This is a genomic window from Streptomyces sp. NPDC092370 (assembly GCF_044755265.1).
Lineage (GTDB): Bacteria > Actinomycetota > Actinomycetes > Streptomycetales > Streptomycetaceae > Streptomyces.
In genome coordinates, this window is sequence record NZ_JBIVQO010000002.1 from 226400 (window position 1) to 247628 (window position 21229).

The window sequence follows — 21229 nt, forward strand, 5'->3', positions numbered from 1 at the left end:
CACCGACTCCCCACCCCTCCGCATGTCGAACAGGAACAACAGGAGTGACCCGTGGACCTTTCTCGTAGAGGCTTCCTCCAGGCCGCCGCGCTGACCGCGGCCGCCTCCGGTCTGACCGTCGCATGCGGCGGCGGCTCGGGATCGGCCGGCAGCAAGAACGGAAAGAACCTCACCTTGTGGTACTGGGGAGGCGCGCTCAGCGACAAGGTGGTCGCCGAGGCGAAGACGCACTTCAGCGGCCGGGTGAAGCTGACCGCCGCCTCCATCGGCGGCGACTTCAAGCAGAAGCTGACGACCACCCTCGCGGCGGGCGCCTCCGTGCCCGACATCACCGGCATCAAGGGCGAGGACATGGCGTCCTTCCTGCCCAACGCGAACCGCTTCCTCGATCTGAACGACCTCGGCTTCGAGAAGATCGCGTCCCGGTACCTGGCCTGGAAGACCAAGCTGGCCCGGACCGAGGACGGCAGGCAGATCGGCTTCCCGATCGACATCGGGCCCACCGCGCTCTTCTACCGCGCGGACCTGTTGGACAGGGCCGGACTGCCCACCGACCCCGACAAGGTCGCCGCCCGGACCGGGACCTGGGAGGAGTACTTCGCACTCGGCACCGAGCTGCGCGAGAAGGTGCCCGGCACCTACCTCGTCAACAACATCGGCTCGGTCTTCACCATCGCGGTCGGGCAGGGCACCCAGCGGTTCATCGACAAGGACAACCACTTCATCGGCGACCAGGACCACATCCGCACGGCGTGGGACACGGCGATACGCCCCTACACCCTGGGCCTCGACGCCAAGATCAACGACAACACCTGGAACGCCGCCATCGGCAAGACCCTGACCACCGAACTCGGCGCGGCCTGGCACGCCCTGGACATCGAGCAGGCCGCCCCGAAGACCAAGGGCAAGTGGCGCGTCTGCGCCACGCCCGGCGGGCCGGCCAACCAGGGCGGCTCCTACCTGGCCCTGCCCAAGCAGTGCCGCAACCCCGAAGAGGCATTCAAGATCATCAGCTGGATCCTCAGCCCGGAGAACGACGCCCGCGGCTTCACCGACGCCGCCATCTTCCCGGCCGCGCCGGAGGCGTACACCATGCCGGCCATGACGGGCGGCGACCCCTTCTTCGGCGGGCAGAAGGTCATCGAGGTGTTCGGCCCCGCCGCGAAGGCCATCCCGGCCAGTTACGAGGCGCCCGCCGACGCCGCCGTCATGGCCCCCTACTTCACCGAGCTGAGCAGCATCGAGGCCAAGGGCAAGAAGCCGGAGGCGGCCTGGAAGGACGCGGTCGCGCAGGCCAGGCAGATCGCCCGGCGGCAGGGGGTGAACTGAGGTGTCGTCCCCTCCGGTCACCGGTTCCCCCGCGGTGCCCCGGCACCACGGGGGAACCGGCCCGGCCCGCTTCCGCCCGCGGCGCACGCCGCCCCCGGGCGCCGTGCGGCCGAGGCGTCGCGGGGTGCTGTCCCACTGGCGGCAGTACCTGGCGATCTCGCCCTTCTTCCTGATCTTCGGCGCCTTCTCGTTCCTCCCGGTCTTCTACTCGCTGTACCTCGCCTTCCAGCGTTGGGACGGCATGGGCACCATCCAGTTCGTGGGACTTCAGCAGTTCCGGTTCCTCTGGGACGACCCGGTCTTCTGGCTGTCGATCCGCAACACCCTGGTGATCTGGGTCCTGTCCACCGTCCCCACGCTCTTCGGCGCCCTGGTGCTGGCGACGCTGCTGCATTCGGTGCGCCGCTTCAAGGGCTTCTACCGCATCGCGCTCTACGTACCGAACGTCACCTCGATCGTCGCCGTCTCGATCTTCTTCGGCGCGGTGTTCAGCAACAACTTCGGTCTGGTCAACGCGATCCTGGGCACGGTCGGCGTCCCGCCCGTGCCGTGGCTGAGCAATCCGTGGCTGATCAAACTGGTCATCGCGCTGCTGATGACCTGGATGTGGACCGGCTACAACATGATCATCTATCTGGCCGGCCTCCAGGCCATCCCGGCCCAGGTCTACGAGGCGGCCAAGCTGGACGGTGCCGGGCCGATCCGTACGTTCTTCCAGATCACCATGCCGATCATGCGGCCCATCATCCTGTTCACGGTCATCATCTCGACCATCAACGGCCTGCAGAGCTTCAGCGAGCCCCAGGTCCTGTTCGGCAGCAACGCGGCCAACCCGAATCTCGGCGGTCCCGGCCAGGCGGGCCTGACCACGCTGCTGTACTTCTACCAGTCGGCCTTCGTCAACAACGACTACGGCTACGGCGCGGCCATCGTGTGGGCCTTCTTCGTACTGATCATGGTGCTGGTCGTCGTCAACTGGCGTGTCGTCCAGCGCGGGAGGAAGTCATGACCGCAGTGGTCCCGAGGCGGTCACGGCGTCCCAAGGGCCTGACCGCGCACATCGTCCTCGTCCTGGCCGTCCTGGTCTCGGTCTTCCCGTTCGTGTGGACGATCGTCATGGCGACCAACACCACCGAGGACATCTACAAGAGCCCGCCGAAGCTCACCTTCGGTTCGCACCTGCTGGAGAACATCCGGCACGTGCTGGACACCATCGACTTCTTCGGGTCGATGACGAACACGGTCGTCGTCGCGTCCGTCACCACCGTGCTGGTGCTGTTCGTCGACTCCCTGGCCGCGTTCGCCTTCGCCAAGTTCGACTTCCCCGGCCGCAAGGTGCTGTTCGCCCTGCTGGTGGGGTTCATGATGCTCCCGCTCCAGCTGGCCGTGCTCCCGCAGTTCATCCTCATGTCCGACATCGGCTGGGTCGGCACCCTCAAGGCGCTCATCCTGCCGGCCCTCGCCAACGCCTTCGGCATCTTCTGGCTGCGCCAGTACATCGAGAACGGCGTGCCGGACGAACTGCTCGACGCCGCGCGCATCGACGGCGCGGGCTTCTTCCGGCAGTACTGGAACATCGTGCTGCCGATGATCAGGCCTGCCCTGTCCTTCCTCGCCATCTACGCCTTCGTCGGCGCCTGGAACGACTACATCTGGCCGCTCGTCGTGCTCAACGACCCCACCCACCTCACTCTCCAGGTGGCGCTGGCCCAGCTCCACGTCGGCCACACCACCGACTACAGCATGGTCATGGCCGGTGTGCTCATGGCGTCCGTGCCGCTGGTCGTGGTCTTCACGATCTTCGCCCGCGGGTTCATCGCGGGGGCCACCGAAGGAGCCGTGCAGGGCAGCTGACCGGGAGTGCCCGGAAGGGGCACGCTGCTGCGCGGCCGGCCACGGCGCACGCGCGGCCCAGAGCCGGCTGACGGTCTCGAACTCGCAGGAGTCACACAAGGAGGGCACCCCAGTGACGGACGTCAACCCCGGGGGCCGACGCGCCAAGGTACTGGTCGTCGGCATGGACGGCCTGCGCTTCGACCGGCTGGCCCGGTCCCCCTCCACCGCGCCCGTGCTGCACGGCCTGATGGCCACGGGGGCCCACGGCACGAGCCTGCTGCCCTACGGCCGAGCCGACGACGGGCCTTCGGACGGCAGGGCCTACACCGACTCCGGACCCGGCTGGTCGAGTGTGCTGACCGGGGTGTGGCCCGACCGGCACGGGGTCACCGGCAACGACTTCAAAGGCGCCGACTACGCCCGCTACCCCGACTTCCTGACCCGCGCGGCCACCGCCCGGCCGGGTCTGCGCACGGCGGCCGCGGTGTCCTGGCCCGCCCTGGTCCGCCGCGGCACCCTCGGCCGGGCCATCGGCCGGCGTGTGCGCCACAACGGCGAATCCAGAGGCTACGAAACCGCAGACCACCGCGTCGCCCGCACCGCCCTGCGCTGGCTCGCCACGTCCGACCCGGACGTCCTGTTCGTGTACTTCGGCGCCACCGACGAGGCCGGCCACGCCACGGGCCCCCTGTCGCCCGCCTACGACCGGGCCCTCCTCGCCCAGGACGCCCACCTCGGGCGGCTGCTGGAGGCGATCGACGCCCGGCGCGCGGATCCGGGCCGCGCGCGGGAGCGGTGGACCGTGCTGGTCACGACGGACCACGGTCACCTCGACTCCGGTGGCCACGGCGGCGACTCGCGCGCCGAGCGGGAGATCTTCGTCGTCCTGTCCGAACCGGGCGGGCCCGCAGGCACCCGGCTCGACACACCCCGGCTCATCGACATCGCCCCCACCGTCCTGGACCGTCTCGGCATCCCCGTGGACCCCGCCTGGGGCCTGCAGGGGCGCGTCCTGCCCCGGCCCACCCCACGAACCTCGGAACGGTCATGACCGACGCGCCTCCCGATCCCCTGCTCGCCCTGCGCCCCTGGGAGTCACCCGAGGTGACCTCCTGGGGGCGGCTGCCGATGAACGCCGTCGACCGGCGTGCCGGAGCCGTCTGCCTGGACGGCGACTGGCGCTTCCAGCTGCTGCCCGCGCCGGACTCCCCGGTCGGGGAGGTCTGGTCGTCGTCGTACGTCCCCGGCGTGTGGACCATGCAGGGCACGGACGATCTCCCCCGGTACCTCAACGTCCGCATGCCGTTCGCCGAGTTCCCGCCGCACGTGCCCGCCGCGAATCCGACCGGGGTGTACGAGCGTGCCGTGGACGTGCCGGCCGAGTGGACCGGGCTGCGGATCGTGCTGCGGGTGGGGGCCGCCGAGAGCGTGCTGCTGGTGCACGTGGACGGGCGGCCCACCGGGATCGTGCAGTACGAGGGTGCGGCCAAGCGCGGCTGGGCGGATCCTGACCTGGCCTCCGACATCGCCTGCCCGATGTACGCCCCGCTGGAGGAGTGCCTGGCGCACGCCCTGTCCGGCGCCCAGACCAAGCCGCTCATCCAGTGCGAGTACTCGCACGCCATGGGCAACAGCAACGGCACGCTGGCGGACCATTGGGCGGCCATCGAGGCCACCCCGGGTCTTCAGGGCGGGTTCATCTGGGAGTTCCGGGACCACGGCATCCTCCAGCGTGTGAACGACGGCAGACCGGCCGGGCGTGGGGGCGCCGGGCTCTATGACAACGGTGTCGCCGCGCCCGGACACCGCTGGGCGTACGGCGGCGACTTCGGCGAGACGGACCACGACGGCGCCTTCATCGCCGACGGGGTCGTCTTCCCCGACCGCACCCCCAAGCCCGTGATGTTCGAGCACCGGGAGATCGCCGCGCCGGTGCGGCTCGAGTCCTTCCGGCACGAGGGCGTCGTCATGGGCAACCACCAGCACTTCCGGAGCCTGGACTGGCTGTGCGGCGAGTGGGAGCTGTCCCTCGCCGACGGCATCACCCTGACGGCCCCCGCCGAGCTGCCCGCCCTGCGGCCGGGTGAGACGGCCGCGGTGCCGCTGCCCTTCACGCTGCCCGAGGACGGTGGTGAGGCGTGGCTGACCCTGCGGGTCACGACGGCCCGTGACGAGCCGTGGGCGCCGCGCGGCACGGTCGTGTGCCTGCCGCAGGTGCGGCTGCGGGCGGCGCTCCCGCCGGTGCACACCCGGGTCCCGGACGGCTCGGTCGAGGTCGACGAGGACGGCCTGCTGGTCCATCCCCTGCTGACGGCCGCGCCCACACTGTCCCTGTGGCGGGCGCCGACCGACAACGACGAACTGGGCGGCATGGCGGCACGCTGGCGCGAGTGGGGGCTGGAGGCACCCCTGCGCACCGTCGTTTCCACGCGGCGCGACCCTGGCCGGGTCACCGTGGTGTCCGACTACCTCTGCACCGGCGGAACCGTCCGGCACGAACAGGTGCTGACGGCCGTGGAGGGCGGGCTGCTCGTCGAGGAGAGCGCCGAGCTGCCCGAGACGCTGTACGACGTGGCCCGGGTGGGAACCGTGTTCGAGACGGTCGCCGGGCTGAATCTGCTGGAGTGGTTCGGCCGGGGCCCCTGGGAGTCGTATCCGGACCGGGCCGCGGGCGCGCCCGTCGGTCACCACTGCCTGCCGGTGGACGAGCTGTTCACGCCCTACCTGCGGCCTCAGGAGAGCGGCGGACGGCACGGCGTACGGCGGTTCACCCTGTCCGCGCCGGACGCCACCGGCCTCGCGGTGCGGCTGGACCGGGCCCGCCAGGTCTGTGTGACGCGGCATCGCGCGGCCGATCTCGCCGCCGTCGCCCATCATGACGAACTGGTGCCGCGGGCCGGCTGCGTGGTGCACATCGACGCGGCGCACCGCGGGCTCGGCACGGCCTCGTGCGGGCCCGACACCTTCGCCTCCTGCCTCGTCGCGGCGGGTGTCCATCGCTGGAGCTGGACGCTGCGCGTTCTCTGACTTCCCTCCCACTCAAGTCACCTCATGGAGCACCCGTGTGCATTTCGCATGACCACGACCTGGGCGAGGCGCCCCAGGCCGGTGCCGGACGACGCGGTTTCCTGCGTGCGACGGCGTTGCTCGGCGCGAGCGCGGCGGCGGTGACCGCGTTGCCGGCCGCCGCCGAGGCGGCGGCCTCGGCGTGGCGCCCCGACCCCGACAGCCGCCGGTTCACGCTCGCCGTGATGCCGGACACCCAGTACCTCTTCGACGGCCCGAGCATCGACAAGGCGCCGGTCGAGGCCTCGTTGCGCTATCTGCTGGAGCGCGGCGGACAGGACAACATCGTCTTCCTCTCCCACCTGGGTGACCTCACGCAGAACGGCGCGAAGGAGGAGTTCGCCGCGATCGGTGAGGCGTTCGGGCTGCTGGACCGGCGGGGTGTCGGCTACAGCGTCCTGGCCGGCAACCACGACGTGAAGTCGTCGACGACCGACCAGCGCGGCACCACCCCGTACCTGGACGCGTTCGGGCCGCGGCGGTTCAGGGGGCAGCGGACGTTCGGCGGGGCGTCCCCGGACGGCTACAACTCCTTCCACCTGTTCACGGCGGGCGGCCGGCCGTGGCTCGTGCTGGCGCTGGACTGGCGGCTGTCGCCGCAGGGCTGCGCGTGGGCCAAGGGCGTCCTGGCGCAGCACCCGAGGACACCGGTGATCCTCACGACACACGAACTGGTCGCCGAGGACGACACGTTGTCGGACTACGGGCAGCACCTGTGGGACCGGCTGATCGAGGACCACGACCAGATCTTCCTCACCCTCAACGGCCACTACTGGCCCGCGGCCCGCGCGACCCGGAAGAACGCCGCCGGACATGATGTCCATCTGCATCTGACGAACTACCAGAACCGTTATTTCGGCGGTGCGGGGATGATCCGCCTCTACCGTTTCGACCTGGACCGCGAGGTCATCGACGTGGAGACGGTCTCCCCCTGGATCCTCGGCCGGGCCGGGGAGGGCGTCAACGCGCTGGAGCGGCAGGAGATGGAGCTGAGCGGCGACGCCGACCGGTTCTCCGTCGAGATCGACTTCGACCGGCGCTTCTCCGGTTTCGCGCCCGTGCCCGCCCGTCCGGCCAGACCCGCCTCGAAGCTGCTCGTCCCGGGCACGATGGCGTACTGGCGCTTCGACAAGCCCGTCGACGGCACGGCCGGCACGGTCCGTGACCTGTCGGGGCGGGGCAACGACCTGTCCCTCGTCACGGTCGGCGGCGGCGCCCTGGGCTGGTCGGCGGACCACCACCCCGACCAGCCGGGCCACGGCAGCCTGGAGTTCCAGGGCAGCAAATCGCCGCTGAAGGGCGCCTACCTGCGCACGGTCGACGGCGCCCCGCTCAACAGGGCCACCCTGGAGGACGGTTACACCATCGAGGCGTTCTACCGCCTGCCCGCCGACTGGGACCCGGGTCACCACGCCTGGTCGGGCCTGGTCTCCCGCACGGGCACGGGCGGCGCCGCCGGGAAGACCGCCGACGACCCGGACGAGCCGCTGGCCACGCTGTCGCTGTCCAACGACCGTGAGCCGCAGTGGGCGATGCGCCCGCTCAACCAGCAGGGCATCGCCACCAACTGGGGCCAGGAGACGCCGTTGGAGACCTGGTGGCACCTCGCGGTCGTCAACGACGGGCGGCACACCACGCTGTACGTCGAGGGCTGCCCGGTGGTCCGCAACCCCAAGGCGCCCTCCGTCGGCATCACCTCCGTCGGCCTGCCGTGGCTGCTCGGCGGCTACGAGTACGGCGGCAAGATCGACCAGATCCTCCACGGCCGGCTGGGCGACGTCCGGATCGTCGCCCGGGCGCTGCCCGTCACCTCCTTCATGAATCACTGAGATCCCGACGGCCCGGGCTGTCCCGGCGCCTCGGCCGACCCGCACGGGCCGGTCCCGCACCCGCCCGGGAACGGTGATCCGTGGGCGGACACGTGGTTCTGCTCGAACCCCGTGTTCGTCGACGTCCAGGGTTCGTGACCCTCGTGTACCAGCAGGTCACGGACTGATCGAGCGGAGGTACGGTGGGCCGCGTGACCGGTGAAGAGCCGCTGCGGCCCCAGTCCCTGATGCTGACGTTCCTGGGCGACCAGGTGCTCGGCCGTGACGTGTGCGTGTACTCGGGCAGCGTCATCGACGTGTTCGCCCGTGCCGGGATCGGCGAGCAGGCCACCCGCTCCACGCTGAGCCGCATGGCGGGCCGTGACCTGCTGCGCCGCCAGCGCGAGGGCCGCCGTATGTACTTCGGGCTGACCGAACGCTCGGAGGCGGTGCTGCGCGACGGCGAGCAGCGCATCTGGCGGACGGGGGCCGTCAACCGGCAGTGGGACGGCACCTGGACCCTGCTCGGCTTCTCCCTTCCGGAGTCCTGGCAGCGCCAGCGCCACGACCTGCGCTCCCAGCTGACCTGGAGCGGCTTCGGTCCGCTCTTCAACGGCCTGTGGATCGCCCCCGGCGAGGCCGACGTGTCGGCCCTGGTCGCCGAGCTCGGCCTGTCCGCGCACGTCAAGGTCTTCCGGGCGCACGCGGACACGGGCACGGACATCGGCCAGATGATCGAGGAGACCTGGGAGCTGGCCGACCTGGCCGGGCGCTACGAGGGGTTCGTGCGGCGCTGGCAGCCCTGGGAGGACGACCTGCCGGACGCCGACGACGCCCTCGTGCTGCGTCTGCGCCTGCAGACGGAGTGGCTCCGGATCGTTCGGCGCGACCCGCGGCTGCCCGTCGGGCATCTGCCGGACGACTGGCCGGCGGAGCAGGCCGAGAAGACGTTCCGGGCCGTGCACGAGCGGCTTTCGCCACTCGCCCGCGACGCCTCGGAACGCCTGCTGGACCTGGTGCCCGTGCGGCCTCAGGCGTAGAACCGGGACAGGCTCTGCAGCACCGCGGCCGGCTTGGTGCCGCCCTCGATCTCGATGGTGCCCTCGACGGTGATCTGCGCACCGCCCGGCACGTCCTCGACCTCGGCGAGCCTGGCCACCAGCCGGATGCGGGAGCCGGCCTTCACCGGTGCCGGGAAACGCACCTTGTTGAGGCCGTAGTTGACCTTCGTCGTCACACCCTGGACGTCCAGCAGCTCGGTGAACAGGGGGATGAAGAGGGAGAGCGTGAGGTAGCCGTGCGCGATGGGGGCGCCGAAGGGGCCCTCCTTGGCACGCTCGGGGTCCACGTGGATCCACTGGTGGTCGCCCGTTGCGTCGGCGAAGGTGTCGATGCGCTCCTGAGTGACCTCGATCCACTCGCTGGTGCCGAGGTCGCCGCCGGCGAGCTTCTTGAGTTCGTCGAGGCCGTTGACCGTGAGGCTCATGCGGTTCCTTACTGCTTGCCGTATCGGGTACGGACACGGGACTTGAGGAGTTTTCCGGAGGCGGTGCGCGGAAGTGCGTCCGCGAGGACCACCGACTTGGGGATCTTGTACTTGGCGAGGTGGCCGGCGAGGGAGGCGAGCACCTCGTCGGGGTCGAGGGCGGAGCCCTCGCGGGGCACGACGACGGCGCGCGGGACCTCGCCCCACTTGTCGTCCGGCACGCCGATCACCGCGCACTCGACGATGTCCGGGTGGGCGAGGAGCCGGTCCTCGATCTCGGCGGGGTAGATGTTCTCCCCACCCGAGATGATCATGTCCTTGATGCGGTCGACGATGTGGACGTAGCCGTCCTCGTCGACCCGGGCGGCGTCCCCGCTGCGGAACCAGCCGTCCGTGAAGGAGGCGGCCGTCTCCTCGGGCAGTCCCCAGTAGCCGGGCATGACGTGCGGGCCGCGCACCACGATCTCGCCCACCTCGCCGGCGTCGACCGGGGTCAGGTCGGGCCGGACGACGCGGACGTCGCTGAAGAAGTGCGGCACGCCCGCGGAACCCGCCTTGGCGAGGGCGTGTTCTGCGTCGAGGAAGAGCGTGCCGGGAGCGGCCTCGGTCATGCCGTAGCCCTGGAGGAAGGTCAGACCGCGCTCCTGGTACGCCGCGATCAGATGGGTGGGCACCGGAGAGCCGCCGCAGGTGAGGATGCGCAGCGAGGACAGGTCCGCGTCCGGCCAGCGCGGGTGGCGGGCCACCTGGTCGAACATCGTGGGCACGCCGAACATGAAGGTGATGCGGTGCCGTTCGATGAGGTCGAAGGTGGCGTCCGGGTCGAAGGCCTCGACCAGGACGCAGGTGCCGCCCTTCAGCAGGACGGGGAGCGTCAGCATGTTCAGGCCGGCGGTGTGGAACAGCGGGGCGGAGACCAGAGCTCGTTCGTCGGCGACCAGGTCATGGTCGATGAGGACGTTGATCGCGTTCCAGGTGAGGTTGCCGTGGGTGAGCATGGCGCCTTTGGGGCGGCCGGTCGTGCCCGAGGTGTACATGATGATGCAGGTGTCGTCGGCACCGACCGGTTCGTCGATCGGCTCCCCGGGTGCCTCGGCTACGGCCGCCTCGTACTCGGCGCCGGCCTCCAGGTAGACGCGGACGTCCGTGCTGCCGGGCAGGCCCGCGACCAGACCGGCGTAGGACGGGCCGTAGACGAGGGCCCGGGCTCCGGAGTCGGCGAGCTGGTAGGCGATCTCCGGTCCGGCGAGGCGGATGTTGAGCGGGACGAAGACCGCGCCGAGGGTGCCGGCCGCGAACAGGGTCTCCAGGTAGGAGGGGTGGTTCGGGCCGAGGTAGGCGATGCGGTCGCCGCGGCGCACGCCCCGGGCGCGCAGGGCGTGGGCCAGTCGGGTGGTGCGGGCGTGGAGCGTGCCGTAGTCGGTGGCGGACCCGCCGTGGATCAGGGCGGTGCGGTGCGGGGTCTTGCGGGCCCGGCGTGCGGGCCATGACCCCAGTCCCTCGTTGCGCATGTCACGCCCCTTACGGTTTCGTCAGCCCGAGCAGGCGGGCCGCGTTCTCCTTGAGGATCTTCGGCCGGACCTCGTCCTTGATCGTCAGCTTGCCGAAGTCGGCGAGCCAGCGGTCGGGGGTGAGGACGGGGAAGTCGGAGCCGAAGAGGACCTTGTCCTTCAGCAGGGTGTTCGCGTACTGCACGAGCTGCGGCGGGAAGTACTTCGGCGACCAGCCGGACAGGTCGATGTGCACGCCCGGCTTGTGTGTGGCGACGGCCAGGGCCTCGTCCTGCCAGGGGAAGGACGGGTGCGCCAGGATGATCTTCAGGTGCGGGAAGTCGGCCGCGACGTCGTCCACGTGGAGGGGGTTGGAGTACTTCAGCCTGATCCCGCCCCCGCCGGGGACGCCGGCGCCGATGCCCGTCTGACCGGTGTGGAACAGGGCGATCGCGCCGGTCTCCTCGATCACCTCGTACAGGTCGTACGCCACCGCGCGGTCGTTGGGGAAGAAGCCCTGGATGCTGGGGTGGAACTTGAAGCCCTTCACCCCGTACTCCTCGACCAGGCGCCGGGCCCGCTTGACGCCCGCCCTGCCCCGGAAGGGGTCGACGGAGGCGAAGGGGATGAGGACGTCGGCGTTGGCGGCGGCGGCCTCGGCGACCTCCTCGTTGGGGACGGGCGCCGTGCCGGTGGCGGACTCGGCGTCGACCGTGAAGATCACCGCGGCCATGTTCCGCTCGCGGTAGTACGCGGCGGTCTCCTCCAGGGTCGGTTTCCGCTTGCCCTCGACCTTGAAGTAGGCCGAGGAGGCGTCGTGCAGGTCGTCGTCCAGGGAGGAGTGCCCCTTGGAGGACACCTCGGCGTGGGTGTGGACGTCGATCGCGACCAGTGACTCCAGGTCCATCACGGGGTCCATCACGCCTCCGGGAACTTCGGCGCCGGGATGCCGACCGACTGGAGCTCGGCACCGACCGAGGTGGGCCAGGCGCCGGCCAGCGTGTCCGGGGTCCAGCCGCCGTCGGCGTAGGCCGTCCTGATCTCCTGCGGATGCGACCAGAGTGCCACCTTGTCACCGCCGATGCCGACGCACTGGCCGGTGACGCCCCGGGCGGCCTCCGACGCCAGGAAGGGGACCAGGGCCGCGCAGTCCTCGGGGGTGCCGAAGCCCTCGCCCTTGCGCAGGAAGTCCGGCAGCGGCTCGCCGTTCTTCATGGCGTCGACGTACGGGGCGAAGGCCGGGATGGTCTCGGTCATCGCGGTGGCGGCGACCGGCACGATCGCGTTGACCGTGATGTTCGCGCGGCCCAGCTCCATCGACCAGGTGCGGGCCATCGCCGCGATGCCGGCCTTGGCGGCGGCGTAGTTCGTCTGACCGAAGTTGCCGCGCTGTCCGGCCGGGGAGCCGACCAGGATCAGCGAGCCGCCCTCGCCCTGCTCGCGCATCCGCACGGCGGCGGCGCGGGCACAGGTGAAGGTGCCCTTGAGGTGGGTGGTGAGGACCGCGTCGAAGTCCTCGTCGGTCATCTTCCACAGGACTTTGTCGCGCAGGATGCCCGCGTTGGTGACGAGGACGTCCAGCCTCCCGAACTCCTCGACCGCACGGTTGACCAGCCGCTCGGCGGCCTCGGAGGTGCCGACGGGGACGACTTCGGCGACGGCCTTGCCGCCCGCTTCCGCGATGGACTTCACGGCCGCCTCGGCCACCGCCTCGTCGACGTCGTTGACCACCACGGACGCGCCGTGGGCGGCCAGGGCGTGGGCGTAGGCGAGGCCGAGGCCCCGGCCGCTGCCGGTGACGACGGCGGCCTTGCCGGAGAGATCGATGCTGGGCACGGGTGGGTCCCTTCGCACGGGGTCGACTGCGAGATCGAAGCTAAGAGCAATAATTGTTGTCGTCAATAGTTGTTGGCGACCTTCGGGTGCGGGATGCTGGAATCACCAGGACGCAGCACCGAGCACAGGGAGTCCGCCATCACACGCCAGAACGTCTCCGCGAAGCCCATCGACGCCCACGAGCCGTGGATGCGCGGACTGCACGCCGACACGGGCTACCTGCTGTACCGCCTGGGCCTGCGCTCGGGGCAGCTGTTCAACGCCTGCCTGCAGGAGTCGGGCCTGCGCCTGCGCCACTACGCGGTGCTGCGCTTCCTCGCCACCACCGACGGCGCGCTGCAACGGGAACTGAGCGCACGGCTCGGGTACGACCCGAGTGCGATCGTCGGCCTGGTCGACGACCTGGAGAAGCTGGGCTTCGCCGAGCGCCGCCCCTCCCCCGACGACCGCCGCAGCCGGATCGTCGCCCTGACCGAGAGCGGCCGCGGTTTCCTCCGCGACACCGACGAGGCCGGCCTGCGGGTGACCGGCGAACTGCTCGGCCCGCTGGACCCGGCCGAGCGGGAGACCCTGCACGCGCTGCTGCTGCGGATCGCGGAGGACGGCCTGAACTGATGTTGTGCGAATGATTGACGGCTGCACGATGGATGCATAACTTCACGGACCAACCGCGCCCCGTCCTCAGGGAGCCCACCGTGCAGCCTGCCCCGTCAGCCGCCCAACCCTCCCCCGATTCACGCCAGTTGCGCCGCGTCGCCGTGTCCGGCCTACTCGGCACGACCGTCGAGTTCTACGACTTCCTCGTCTACGGCACCGTCGCCGCGCTCGTGTTCGGCGAGCTGTTCTTCCCACGGGCCGACCCGGCGGTCGGCACCGTCGCGGCGTTCGGCACCTTCGCCGCGGGCTATCTCGCCCGGCCGCTCGGCGGCATCCTCTTCGGGCACTTCGGCGACCGGCTGGGCCGCAAGTCGATGATGCTGCTGACCATGGTCCTGATGGGGTCCGGCAGCTTCCTCATCGGCCTTCTGCCGACGTACGACACCATCGGCGTCTGGGCGCCGGTGCTGCTGGTCGCCCTGCGCGTGGTGCAGGGCATCGCGATCGGCGGCGAGTGGGGCGGCGCGATGCTGATGGTCGTCGAGCACGCCGAGCACACGCAGGGGTCCCGGCGTGGCCTGTGGTCCAGCTTCACCCAGCTCGGCGCGCCGCTCGGTTCCGTGCTGTCGGCCGGTGTGGTCACCCTCGTCGCCGCCCTGCCGGACGAGGAGTTCCGCTCCTGGGGCTGGCGGGTGCCGTTCCTGCTGAGCATCGTGCTGCTGGGCGTGGGCCTGTTCGTGCGGCTGAAGGTGGCGGAAAGCCCGCTGTTCGCACAGGCCAGGAGGGAGCCGGTGGACCGGCCTCCGATCGTGGAGGTGCTGCGCCGCCCGAAGCCGGTGCTGCTGGCCGCCGGTGTCGGCATCGGCGCGTTCACCGCGCAGTCCCTGCTGACGAGCTTCATGATCTCCTACGCCGTCGACGAGGGATACACCCGCCCGCAGGTACTGACGGCGGTCACCATCGCCTCCTGCGTGGCCCTCGTCGTCCTGCCGGCCGCGTCCACGCTGTCGGACCGGGTCGGGCGCCGGCCCGTCGTCCTCGCCGGTGCCGTCGCCGCGGCGGCGCTCTCCTTCCCGGTGCTGGCCCTGGTCGACTCCGGCTCCCCCGGCCTGCTGATCCTCGCCCTGGCGCTCGGCCACGGCGTCGCCCAGTCCACGATGTACGGGCCGCTGGGCGCCCTGCTCACCGAGATGTTCGGCACCCGCGTCCGCTACACCGGCGCCTCCCTCGGCTACCAGGGGGCGACCCTGATCGGCGCCGGGTTCTCCCCGCTGATCGCCGGCAGCCTCCTGGCCTCCTTCGGCGGCGGCAGCACTCCGGTGTCGCTGTTGCTGTGCGCGGGCGCGGCGATCACCGCGGTCACCGTGTGGCGGCTGCGCGAGACCCACACGGACGCGCTGGACACCCCCGCCGCCGCCCCCGCCCTGGAAGGGACCCCGCGGTGAGGATCCGCCTCGTCCTCCTGACCGCCTGCCTGTCCGTGGCGACCGCGCTGCCCGCGCAGGCCGTCGACGCCACCGGCGCCCATCTGGAGGGCGAGCTCCCTTCCGGCGCCGCGTACGTGATGGACGTACCCGCGTCGTGGAACGGCACGGTGCTGCTGTACAGCCACGGCTACACCCCGGCCGGAGCCCCCAACCCGGCCCAGAACTCGCCCGGCCCGGCCGCCCGCGACAAGCTGCTGGCCGAGGGCTACGCCCTGATCGGCTCCTCCTACGCGACGAACGGCTGGGCGATCACCGAGGCGGTGCCCGACCAGCTCGCCACGCTGGACCTGTTCACGCAGACGTTCGGCTCGGCGCGGCGCACGCTCGCCTGGGGCACCTCCTACGGCGGCTTCGTCACCAGCATGCTCGCCGAGCGGCACCCCGGCCGCTTCGACGGGTCGCTGTCGATGTGCGGGCTGGTGCAGGGCGGTGTCGCCAACTGGAACAGCACCTTGGACCCGGTGTTCGCGCTGCGCACGCTGCTCGCCCCGGACTCCGGCATCAAGCTCGCGGGGTTCGCGGACCAGGCCGAGGCGGTCGCCGCAGGCAACGCGCTCACCTCGAAGGTCGACGCGGCCCAGCAGACCCCCGGGGGCCGGGCCCGGATCGCCCTCGCCGCGGCCCTGCACGACATCCCCGGCCACAACGACGCCTCTCAGCCCGAGCCCGGCCCCACCGACTGGAAGACCGCGCAGTCCAACCAGTACTCCGCCGTCCGGGGACTTCTCCAGCTGCCCGCCTTCAGCTGGCGGCAGGAGGCCGAGGGCCGGGCGGGCGGCAACCCGTCCTGGAACACGGGTGTCGACTATCGCTCGATGCTCGTGCGGTCCCCGCTGTACAAAGAGGTGACGGAGCTCTACAAGGAGGCGGGACTGTCCTTGCGCACCGACCTCTCGGCCCTGGCCCGGGCCCCCAGGATCTCCGCCGACCCCTCGGCGGTGCGGTGGATGCGCGGCACCAGCGTGCTCTCCGGCCGGCTCACCGACCCCCAGCTGAACATCCACACCACCGGCGACGCCCTGATACCGGTGCAGTCGGAGAGCGCCTACCGGCGGGCCGCCACGGCGGCGGGCTCCGCCGGGCTCCTCCGCCAGGCGTACGTCGACGCCCCGGGCCACTGCACCTTCACCCCGGGCGAGACACTGGCCGCCCTGCACACCGTGGAGAAGCGCCTGGACACCGGCCGCTGGGACGCCTCGCCCCGTGCCCTCAACTCCCGTGCGAAGGCGGTGGAGCCGACGGCCGGGCCCCGCTACGTTCCGTACCGCCCGACCGCCTACCCGCGCCCCTACGACCTCGCCCACCCGAAAGACGCCCGGCCATGACCGCCTCCACCGCGCCCGACCGACTGCTGTCCGTACTCGCGGCCTTCGACCACGAGCATCCGGGGCTGTGCCTGACGGACATCAGCCGACGGGCCGGGCTGAGTCTGACCACCACGCACCGCCTGGTGGGCGCGCTCACCGGATGGGGCGCCCTGGAGCGGGACGAGTCCGGCGTCTACCACGTCGGGCTGCGGCTGTGGGAGCTCGCCGCACTGGCCCCGCGCGGCCTCGCCCTGCGGCAGATCGCGCTGCCGTATCTGGAGGACCTGTACGAGGCGACGCACGAGAACGTGCAGCTGGCCGTCCGGGACGGCCGGGACGTCGTGTACATCGAATGGCTGTCGGGCCGGTCCGCCGTCGGCGTGCACATCCGCGTCGGCGCCCGCTGGCCGCTGCACGCCACCGGCGTCGGCCTCGCGCTGCTGGCCCACGGCGACCCGGTGTTCCAGAAGGAGTACTGCGCGGGCGACCTCGCGTCCTTCACCCCGTACACGATTACCGAACCGGAGCGCCTGCGGCGGGCGCTCGCCGAAGTGCGCAGGTCGGGGGTGGCGGTGAGCGACCGTCAGGTCACACAGGACGCACTGTCCGTGGCCGCGCCGGTCCGCGGCGCGGACGGCACGGTCACCGCCGCCGTGTCGATCGTGGTGCCCCACGCGGACGCCCAGGTCCCGGTGCTGGGCCCGGCGGTGCGGATGGCGGCGCGTGGCATCTCGCGGGCGCTGGGGTGGCAGCCCTGAGCGCTGCCGGGGTGCGCCGGGCGCTGACGCCCGCGACGTGGATCCACGTCCGCTGTCCCTTGTCGCAACCGGCTCGGGCCGGGAAGGGCCTGAGGGCCGTCAGGCTTCTTGGGCCGGGGTCATCGCCCAGCGGATGGTCCGGGTCAGGACCAGGCCGGCGGGACGGACGGCGAGGTCCTCGACGACCGGCACCCGGGGCAGCCACAGCATGCCGCGTGCCCAGGGCGGGAGCAGGGTGACGGCGTTCGCGGCCAGCCCGCCGTAGAAGGGCCGGACGGCGAGGGGCAGCGGAGGCTGGAACAGCAGGAAGCGGGCGGCGGCCCGCGCCTCGGGCGTGGGCCGCAGCTCGGGCCGGTAGGCGGTCAGGCGTTCGGCCAGTTCACGCCGGTCCCGCGGCGGGTCGGCCACTCCCAGCGCCTCGGCGACGCGCGCGGTGTCGGCGACGTAGGCGTCGTAGCCGGCGGCGTCCAGCGGCCGGGCCCCGTAGCGCTCGTGGGCGCGCAGGAAGCTGTCCGTCTCGGCGGCGTGCACCCAGCCCAGCAGATGAGGATCGGCCGCGTGGTACGGCACACCCTCGGCGCTCGTGCCGCGGATCCGTTCGTGGATGCCGCGCACCCGGTCGACGGCCTGCCGGGCGTCCGCGGCGGTGCCGTAGGTCGTCACGGCCAGGAAGGTGCTGGTGCGCTGCAACCGGCCCCACGGGTCGCCGCGGAAGCCGGAGTGCCCGGCGACGGCCGCCATCGCGAGCGGATGCAGCGACTGCAGGAGCAGAGCGGTCAGCCCGCCGATGAACATCGAGGCGTCACCGTGGACCGCGCGGATCGGCCGGTCCGGCCCGAACCAGCGCGGGCCGGGGGTGTGGTGGATGCGGGCACGGGTCTCGGGTCCGCCCGGGCCCGCGACGCGGCGGAACAGGGCCTGGCCCAGCTGTTCACGGACTCCGGTCAGCACGGTCGGCCTCCCTTCCTCTGCTGCCCAGTGTCCGGCATGACCGTGCCGTCCGGACCTGACGCCCGGCCCCGTCAGGTCCCCGGCCCGGTCGCCGCGCGGTCGGCCAGGCCGCCGGCGCCGAGCGGCCCGGTGGGGCGGAGCGAACCCGAGGCCTCCAGGCGGGGCAGGGCGCGGCGCGCCACGCGCAGAACCACCGGGGGCATGGCCGGGCGTATCGGCTGGGCCAGCCGCAGCCAGGCCGGTGCGTACACGGCCGTACGGCGGCGCTCCATGCCGTTGACCATGCGGGCGGCGACCGTGTCCACGGGGTACACGCGGCGGGCCGGCGGGGGCATGTGCAGACGCAGTTCCCGCAGGACGTCGTACCGCTCGGCGTCGCGGATCATGTCGGTGTCCGTCCAGTTCAGGTAGGCGATGCCCACGCCGACCCCGCGGTGTGCCACCTCCGCGCGCAGGGAGTGCGCGAAGGCCTCGACCCCGGCCTTGGATGCGCAGTACGCGCTCATCAGCGGGGCGGCGCCGATCGACGCCAGCGAGGCGACCTGGAGGAAGTAGCCCGCCGTGTCGAGCAGGTCCGGCAGGAACGCCCGGGCGGTGTGGGCGCTGCCGGTGAGGTTGACGTCGATCACCCGGCGCCAGGTGGCCGGGTCGGAGTCGAGGAGGGCGCCGCCCTCGGCGATGCCGGCGTTCGCCACGACGGCCGAGGGACGGCCGAGTCGGGCCCGCACGGTGTCCGCGGCGGCTTCCAGCCCGGAGAGGTCGGTGACGTCGGCCTCCACGGCGAGGGCGGGGCCCGGCAGGGAGGCCGTCACCTCGTCCAGAACGCTCTTCTCGTGGCCGACGAGGCCCACCCGGGCGCCGCGCCGGGCGGCTTCGCCGGCCAGGGCGGCGCCCACGCCGCGGGCGGCTCCGGTGATGACGACGGTGCGCTCGGCGAGCGGGCTGCTGCTCATGGGCTGCCCTTCCTTCCGGTGCCGGACACCTTCCCGCAGGACCGGCTCAGCGCCTGGCTCCGGTGCGGTCGCGGTGGGCGAGGAGCCGCTGGGCGCGGGCCAGGCCGGGGGGCCGGTTGCGGCGCAGGGCGGCCCGCGCGGCATTGGCTCCCGGCGCTCCGTGCACGCCACCGCCCGGGTGGGCTCCGGAGGAGGCGAGGTACAGGCCGGGCACCGGGGTCTCGGGGCGGCCGGTGCCGGGCAGGGGGCGGAAGACGAGCTGCTGGTGCATCGCGGTGGTGCCGCCGTTGATGGCGCCGCCGGTGAGATTGCCGTCGAGCGCCTCCAGGGTCGGCGGCGCGAGGATGCGGCGGCCGCGGATCAGGGAGCGGAAGCCGGGCGCGAAGCGCTCCACCTGGCGCTCGACCCGGTCGGCCATGAGCTCCTGGTCCTTGGTGTCCCAGCTGCCGGTGATCCCCTCGTCCGCGGCGTCGGCGCGGATCTCGTGGGGGATGTGGGTGTAGGCCCAGGCCGATTCGGTGCCCTGCGGCGAGCGGGTGGCGTCGGAGGTGGTCATCTGCCCGAAGATCAGGAACGGGCGGTCCGGGACCTGCCGCATGGCGATCTGGGCGGCGAAACGGGTCAGCTCGTCCATGCCGTCGGCGAGGTGCACCGTACCGGCCCGGGCGGCCTGCTCGGCCTGCCAGGGCACCGGGCCGTCGAGCGCCCAGTCGACCTTGAACGTGGCGAAGTCCCACTGGAAACGGCGCAGGTCGTCGAGGACCTGGGCGGGCAGGTGCGCGGGGGCGACCAGCTCGCCGTACAGGGCGGGCACCGACACGTCCGCCAGCACCGCCCGCCGGGCCCGCACCGCGTCACCGGTGGCCGTCCGTACACCGACGGCCCGCCCGCCGCGGACGACGACCTGCTCGACGCGCTGCCCGCAGCGGACCCGCCCGCCCAGACTCTCCAGACGCCGGACCAGGGCCGAGGTCAGCGCACCGGAGCCACCGGCCGGGACGGGGAAGCCGTAGGTCTGGCCCAGCATGGCCATCAGCCAGCCGAAGCCTCCGCTGCCCGCCGACTCGGGGGCGAGGTCGGCGTGCAGGGCGTTGCCGGCCAGCAGCAGACGCCCGCCCTGGCCGCGGAACTCCTCCTCTCCCAGGCGCCGCACCGGCAGCACCAGGGAGCGGGCCATGCGCAGTCCGCCCGCCGCCCGCAACCGCAGCGCCATCCGTGCCGTCGCGCGAACGGGTGGGAAGGGGGTGAACAGGGCGTCCAGGAGCCCGGGGCGCAGGCCCTCCCACACATCGTGCAGCCGCCGCCAGGCCGCTCCGTCGCCCTGCTCGAAGGTGTCCAGGGACGCGGCGGTGGTGTCGATGTCCCGGTCCAGGAGGGCGCAGCTGCCGTCGGTGAGGGGGTGGGCCAGGACGCTGGGCGCGTGGCTCCAGCGCAGTCCGTGCTCCTCGGGGCGCAGCGCCGCCAGGACGGGCGAGGCGGCCGCGAGGGGGTAGAAGGAGCTGAACAGGTCGTTGACGAAGGCGGCGTCGACGCCCCGGTCGTGGCGCACCGCGCCCCCCGGTTCGGGCTGCTCCTCCAGCACCTCGACGCTCCACCCGGCGCTCGCGAGGACGTTGGCGGCGACCAGCCCGTTGGGGCCCGCGCCGATCACCACGGCGTCAGGCATCGCGGGCTCCGTCGGCGTCGGACGCCACGGTCACCTGGCCCAGGGGCCGCCGGGTGTCTTCCGCCTGCCCTGCCTCGGCCTCGCACAGCCGGGCCAGCCGGGCCAGCATGGCGCGGTGGCGCAACTGGATCAGTGCCTCGAATCCGACGTTGTGCAGCCGGCCGCCCGCGCCGCGCAGCGGATGCTCGTCCACGATCACCAGGCAGTGCTCGCCCCAGGGCCGCAGCTCGATCGCGATGCGTGCCGAGCCCAGCGCACCGGCCTGCGCCTCCAGCTCCAGCCGGGTGCCTTCCTCACAGTGGCGGACGACCGTCTCGTTGTTCAGGCACACCGGCCCGAGCCGGACCTCGTAGCGGATCGCCGCGCCGGTGCGCGGCCACTGTCCGCGTACGGGGTGGGACTCGGAGGTTCCCACCACCCACTCGGCGTAGCGGTGGCCGTCGGCGAGGACGTCCCACACGGTGCTCGGCGGGACTCGGATCAGGTGATGGCGTACGGCCACGGATGCCTCCTGCTGGCTCGAACGGGTTCTCCGCCCCCGAGTGCCCCGCCAGGCCCGGTTCAACAGCCCGGTGCGCGAGCGCACAGGGCGGCGCTCGGGGCGACCGCCGCGGCCCGAGGGGGTCGAACCCTGCGAGGTGCTCAGCGGCGGGAACCGG

At 72.2% G+C, this 21229-nt stretch carries 19 protein-coding genes; 11 read left to right on the forward strand and 8 right to left on the reverse strand.

The features are described from left to right. Positions 1-51: 51 nt before the first annotated feature. From ACIQHQ_RS07645 to ACIQHQ_RS07675, 7 genes are all read left to right on the forward strand, one after another. On the forward strand, positions 52-1329 hold the full coding sequence (locus ACIQHQ_RS07645; protein ID WP_402610816.1) for an extracellular solute-binding protein: 1278 nt from the start codon (positions 52-54) through the stop codon (positions 1327-1329). Positions 1330-1453: 124 nt separating this feature from the next. Then, the gene (locus tag ACIQHQ_RS07650) at positions 1454-2338 is read left to right on the forward strand and encodes a carbohydrate ABC transporter permease (RefSeq protein WP_402610817.1); all 885 of its coding nucleotides are present in this window, start codon (positions 1454-1456) and stop codon (positions 2336-2338) included. After that, positions 2335-3183: a carbohydrate ABC transporter permease gene (locus ACIQHQ_RS07655; RefSeq protein ID WP_402610818.1), complete on the forward strand. Its 849-nt coding sequence runs from the start codon at positions 2335-2337 to the stop codon at positions 3181-3183. Before ACIQHQ_RS07650 ends, ACIQHQ_RS07655 begins: the two co-directional genes overlap by 4 nt. 112 nt (positions 3184-3295) lie before the next feature. Beyond that, entirely contained in the window at positions 3296-4216 is a 921-nt protein-coding gene (locus tag ACIQHQ_RS07660; protein WP_402610819.1) for an alkaline phosphatase family protein, read from the forward strand. Then, positions 4213-6192, forward strand: a complete 1980-nt coding sequence (locus ACIQHQ_RS07665; protein WP_402610820.1) for a glycoside hydrolase family 2 TIM barrel-domain containing protein — start codon at positions 4213-4215, stop codon at positions 6190-6192. Before ACIQHQ_RS07660 ends, ACIQHQ_RS07665 begins: the two co-directional genes overlap by 4 nt. A gap of 35 nt (positions 6193-6227) precedes the next feature. Then, complete coding sequence (locus tag ACIQHQ_RS07670; protein ID WP_402610821.1) at positions 6228-8060, forward strand: LamG-like jellyroll fold domain-containing protein; 1833 nt, start codon at positions 6228-6230, stop codon at positions 8058-8060. A gap of 191 nt (positions 8061-8251) precedes the next feature. Beyond that, positions 8252-9079, forward strand: coding sequence for a PaaX family transcriptional regulator C-terminal domain-containing protein (locus tag ACIQHQ_RS07675; RefSeq protein ID WP_402610822.1), 828 nt, complete (start codon positions 8252-8254; stop codon positions 9077-9079). On the opposite strand, the gene ACIQHQ_RS07680 is transcribed toward ACIQHQ_RS07675, so the two are convergent. Genes ACIQHQ_RS07680 through ACIQHQ_RS07695 form a run of 4 tightly spaced genes read right to left on the reverse strand, consistent with a single transcriptional unit; the run spans position 9070 to position 12851 of the window. Then, complete coding sequence (locus ACIQHQ_RS07680) at positions 9070-9525, reverse strand: MaoC family dehydratase (protein WP_402610823.1); 456 nt, start codon at positions 9523-9525, stop codon at positions 9070-9072. The genes ACIQHQ_RS07675 and ACIQHQ_RS07680 overlap by 10 nt on opposite strands. 8 nt (positions 9526-9533) lie before the next feature. Then, positions 9534-11036 carry a long-chain fatty acid--CoA ligase gene (locus tag ACIQHQ_RS07685; RefSeq protein ID WP_402610824.1) on the reverse strand — a complete coding sequence of 501 codons (1503 nt, stop codon included), beginning with the start codon at positions 11034-11036 and terminating at the stop codon, positions 9534-9536. Positions 11037-11046: 10 nt separating this feature from the next. Next, positions 11047-11922 (reverse strand): amidohydrolase family protein, encoded by an 876-nt coding sequence (locus ACIQHQ_RS07690; RefSeq protein WP_402611599.1) that lies wholly within the window; start codon positions 11920-11922, stop codon positions 11047-11049. A gap of 11 nt (positions 11923-11933) precedes the next feature. Continuing rightward, a complete protein-coding gene (locus tag ACIQHQ_RS07695) occupies positions 11934-12851 on the reverse strand; it encodes an SDR family NAD(P)-dependent oxidoreductase (RefSeq protein WP_402610825.1) in 918 nt (305 codons plus the stop codon). Positions 12852-13040: 189 nt separating this feature from the next. On the opposite strand from ACIQHQ_RS07695, the gene ACIQHQ_RS07700 reads away from it, so the two are divergent. The 4 genes from ACIQHQ_RS07700 to ACIQHQ_RS07715 all read left to right on the forward strand — a co-directional run bounded on the left by ACIQHQ_RS07700 (position 13041) and on the right by ACIQHQ_RS07715 (position 17000). After that, entirely contained in the window at positions 13041-13466 is a 426-nt protein-coding gene (locus ACIQHQ_RS07700) for a MarR family winged helix-turn-helix transcriptional regulator (protein ID WP_402611600.1), read from the forward strand. Between the two features lie 80 nt (positions 13467-13546). Next, on the forward strand, positions 13547-14893 hold the full coding sequence (locus ACIQHQ_RS07705) for an MFS transporter (protein ID WP_402610826.1): 1347 nt from the start codon (positions 13547-13549) through the stop codon (positions 14891-14893). Then, positions 14890-16260, forward strand: a complete 1371-nt coding sequence (locus ACIQHQ_RS07710; RefSeq protein WP_402610827.1) for an alpha/beta hydrolase family protein — start codon at positions 14890-14892, stop codon at positions 16258-16260. The genes ACIQHQ_RS07705 and ACIQHQ_RS07710 overlap by 4 nt, the downstream gene beginning before the upstream one ends. Beyond that, positions 16257-17000, forward strand: coding sequence for an IclR family transcriptional regulator (locus tag ACIQHQ_RS07715; protein WP_402610828.1), 744 nt, complete (start codon positions 16257-16259; stop codon positions 16998-17000). The genes ACIQHQ_RS07710 and ACIQHQ_RS07715 overlap by 4 nt, the downstream gene beginning before the upstream one ends. Positions 17001-17099: 99 nt before the next feature. Here the strand turns inward: ACIQHQ_RS07715 and ACIQHQ_RS07720 are convergent, their stop codons facing one another. From ACIQHQ_RS07720 to ACIQHQ_RS07735, 4 genes are all read right to left on the reverse strand, one after another. Further along, complete coding sequence (locus ACIQHQ_RS07720; RefSeq protein ID WP_402610829.1) at positions 17100-17951, reverse strand: oxygenase MpaB family protein; 852 nt, start codon at positions 17949-17951, stop codon at positions 17100-17102. A gap of 71 nt (positions 17952-18022) precedes the next feature. Beyond that, complete coding sequence (locus ACIQHQ_RS07725; RefSeq protein WP_402610830.1) at positions 18023-18904, reverse strand: SDR family oxidoreductase; 882 nt, start codon at positions 18902-18904, stop codon at positions 18023-18025. 46 nt (positions 18905-18950) lie between these two features. Then, positions 18951-20570 (reverse strand): phytoene desaturase family protein, encoded by a 1620-nt coding sequence (locus tag ACIQHQ_RS07730; RefSeq protein ID WP_402610831.1) that lies wholly within the window; start codon positions 20568-20570, stop codon positions 18951-18953. Beyond that, positions 20563-21072, reverse strand: a complete 510-nt coding sequence (locus ACIQHQ_RS07735; protein WP_402610832.1) for an SRPBCC family protein — start codon at positions 21070-21072, stop codon at positions 20563-20565. The genes ACIQHQ_RS07730 and ACIQHQ_RS07735 overlap by 8 nt, the downstream gene beginning before the upstream one ends. Positions 21073-21229 lie beyond the last annotated feature (157 nt).

Bases quoted from the DNA above. Each gene is read 5' to 3' on its own strand.
- ACIQHQ_RS07655 (WP_402610818.1), top strand. From the start codon at position 2,335: ATGACCGCAGTGGTCCCGAGGCGGTCACGGCGTCCCAAGGGCCTGACC.
- ACIQHQ_RS07665 (WP_402610820.1), top strand. From the start codon at position 4,213: ATGACCGACGCGCCTCCCGATCCCCTGCTCGCCCTGCGCCCCTGGGAG.
- ACIQHQ_RS07680 (WP_402610823.1), bottom strand. From the start codon at position 9,525: ATGAGCCTCACGGTCAACGGCCTCGACGAACTCAAGAAGCTCGCCGGC.
- ACIQHQ_RS07685 (WP_402610824.1), bottom strand. From the start codon at position 11,036: ATGCGCAACGAGGGACTGGGGTCATGGCCCGCACGCCGGGCCCGCAAG.
- ACIQHQ_RS07690 (WP_402611599.1), bottom strand. From the start codon at position 11,922: ATGGACCTGGAGTCACTGGTCGCGATCGACGTCCACACCCACGCCGAG.
- ACIQHQ_RS07700 (WP_402611600.1), top strand. From the start codon at position 13,041: ATGCGCGGACTGCACGCCGACACGGGCTACCTGCTGTACCGCCTGGGC.
- ACIQHQ_RS07715 (WP_402610828.1), top strand. From the start codon at position 16,257: ATGACCGCCTCCACCGCGCCCGACCGACTGCTGTCCGTACTCGCGGCC.
- ACIQHQ_RS07725 (WP_402610830.1), bottom strand. From the start codon at position 18,904: ATGAGCAGCAGCCCGCTCGCCGAGCGCACCGTCGTCATCACCGGAGCC.
- ACIQHQ_RS07730 (WP_402610831.1), bottom strand. From the start codon at position 20,570: ATGCCTGACGCCGTGGTGATCGGCGCGGGCCCCAACGGGCTGGTCGCC.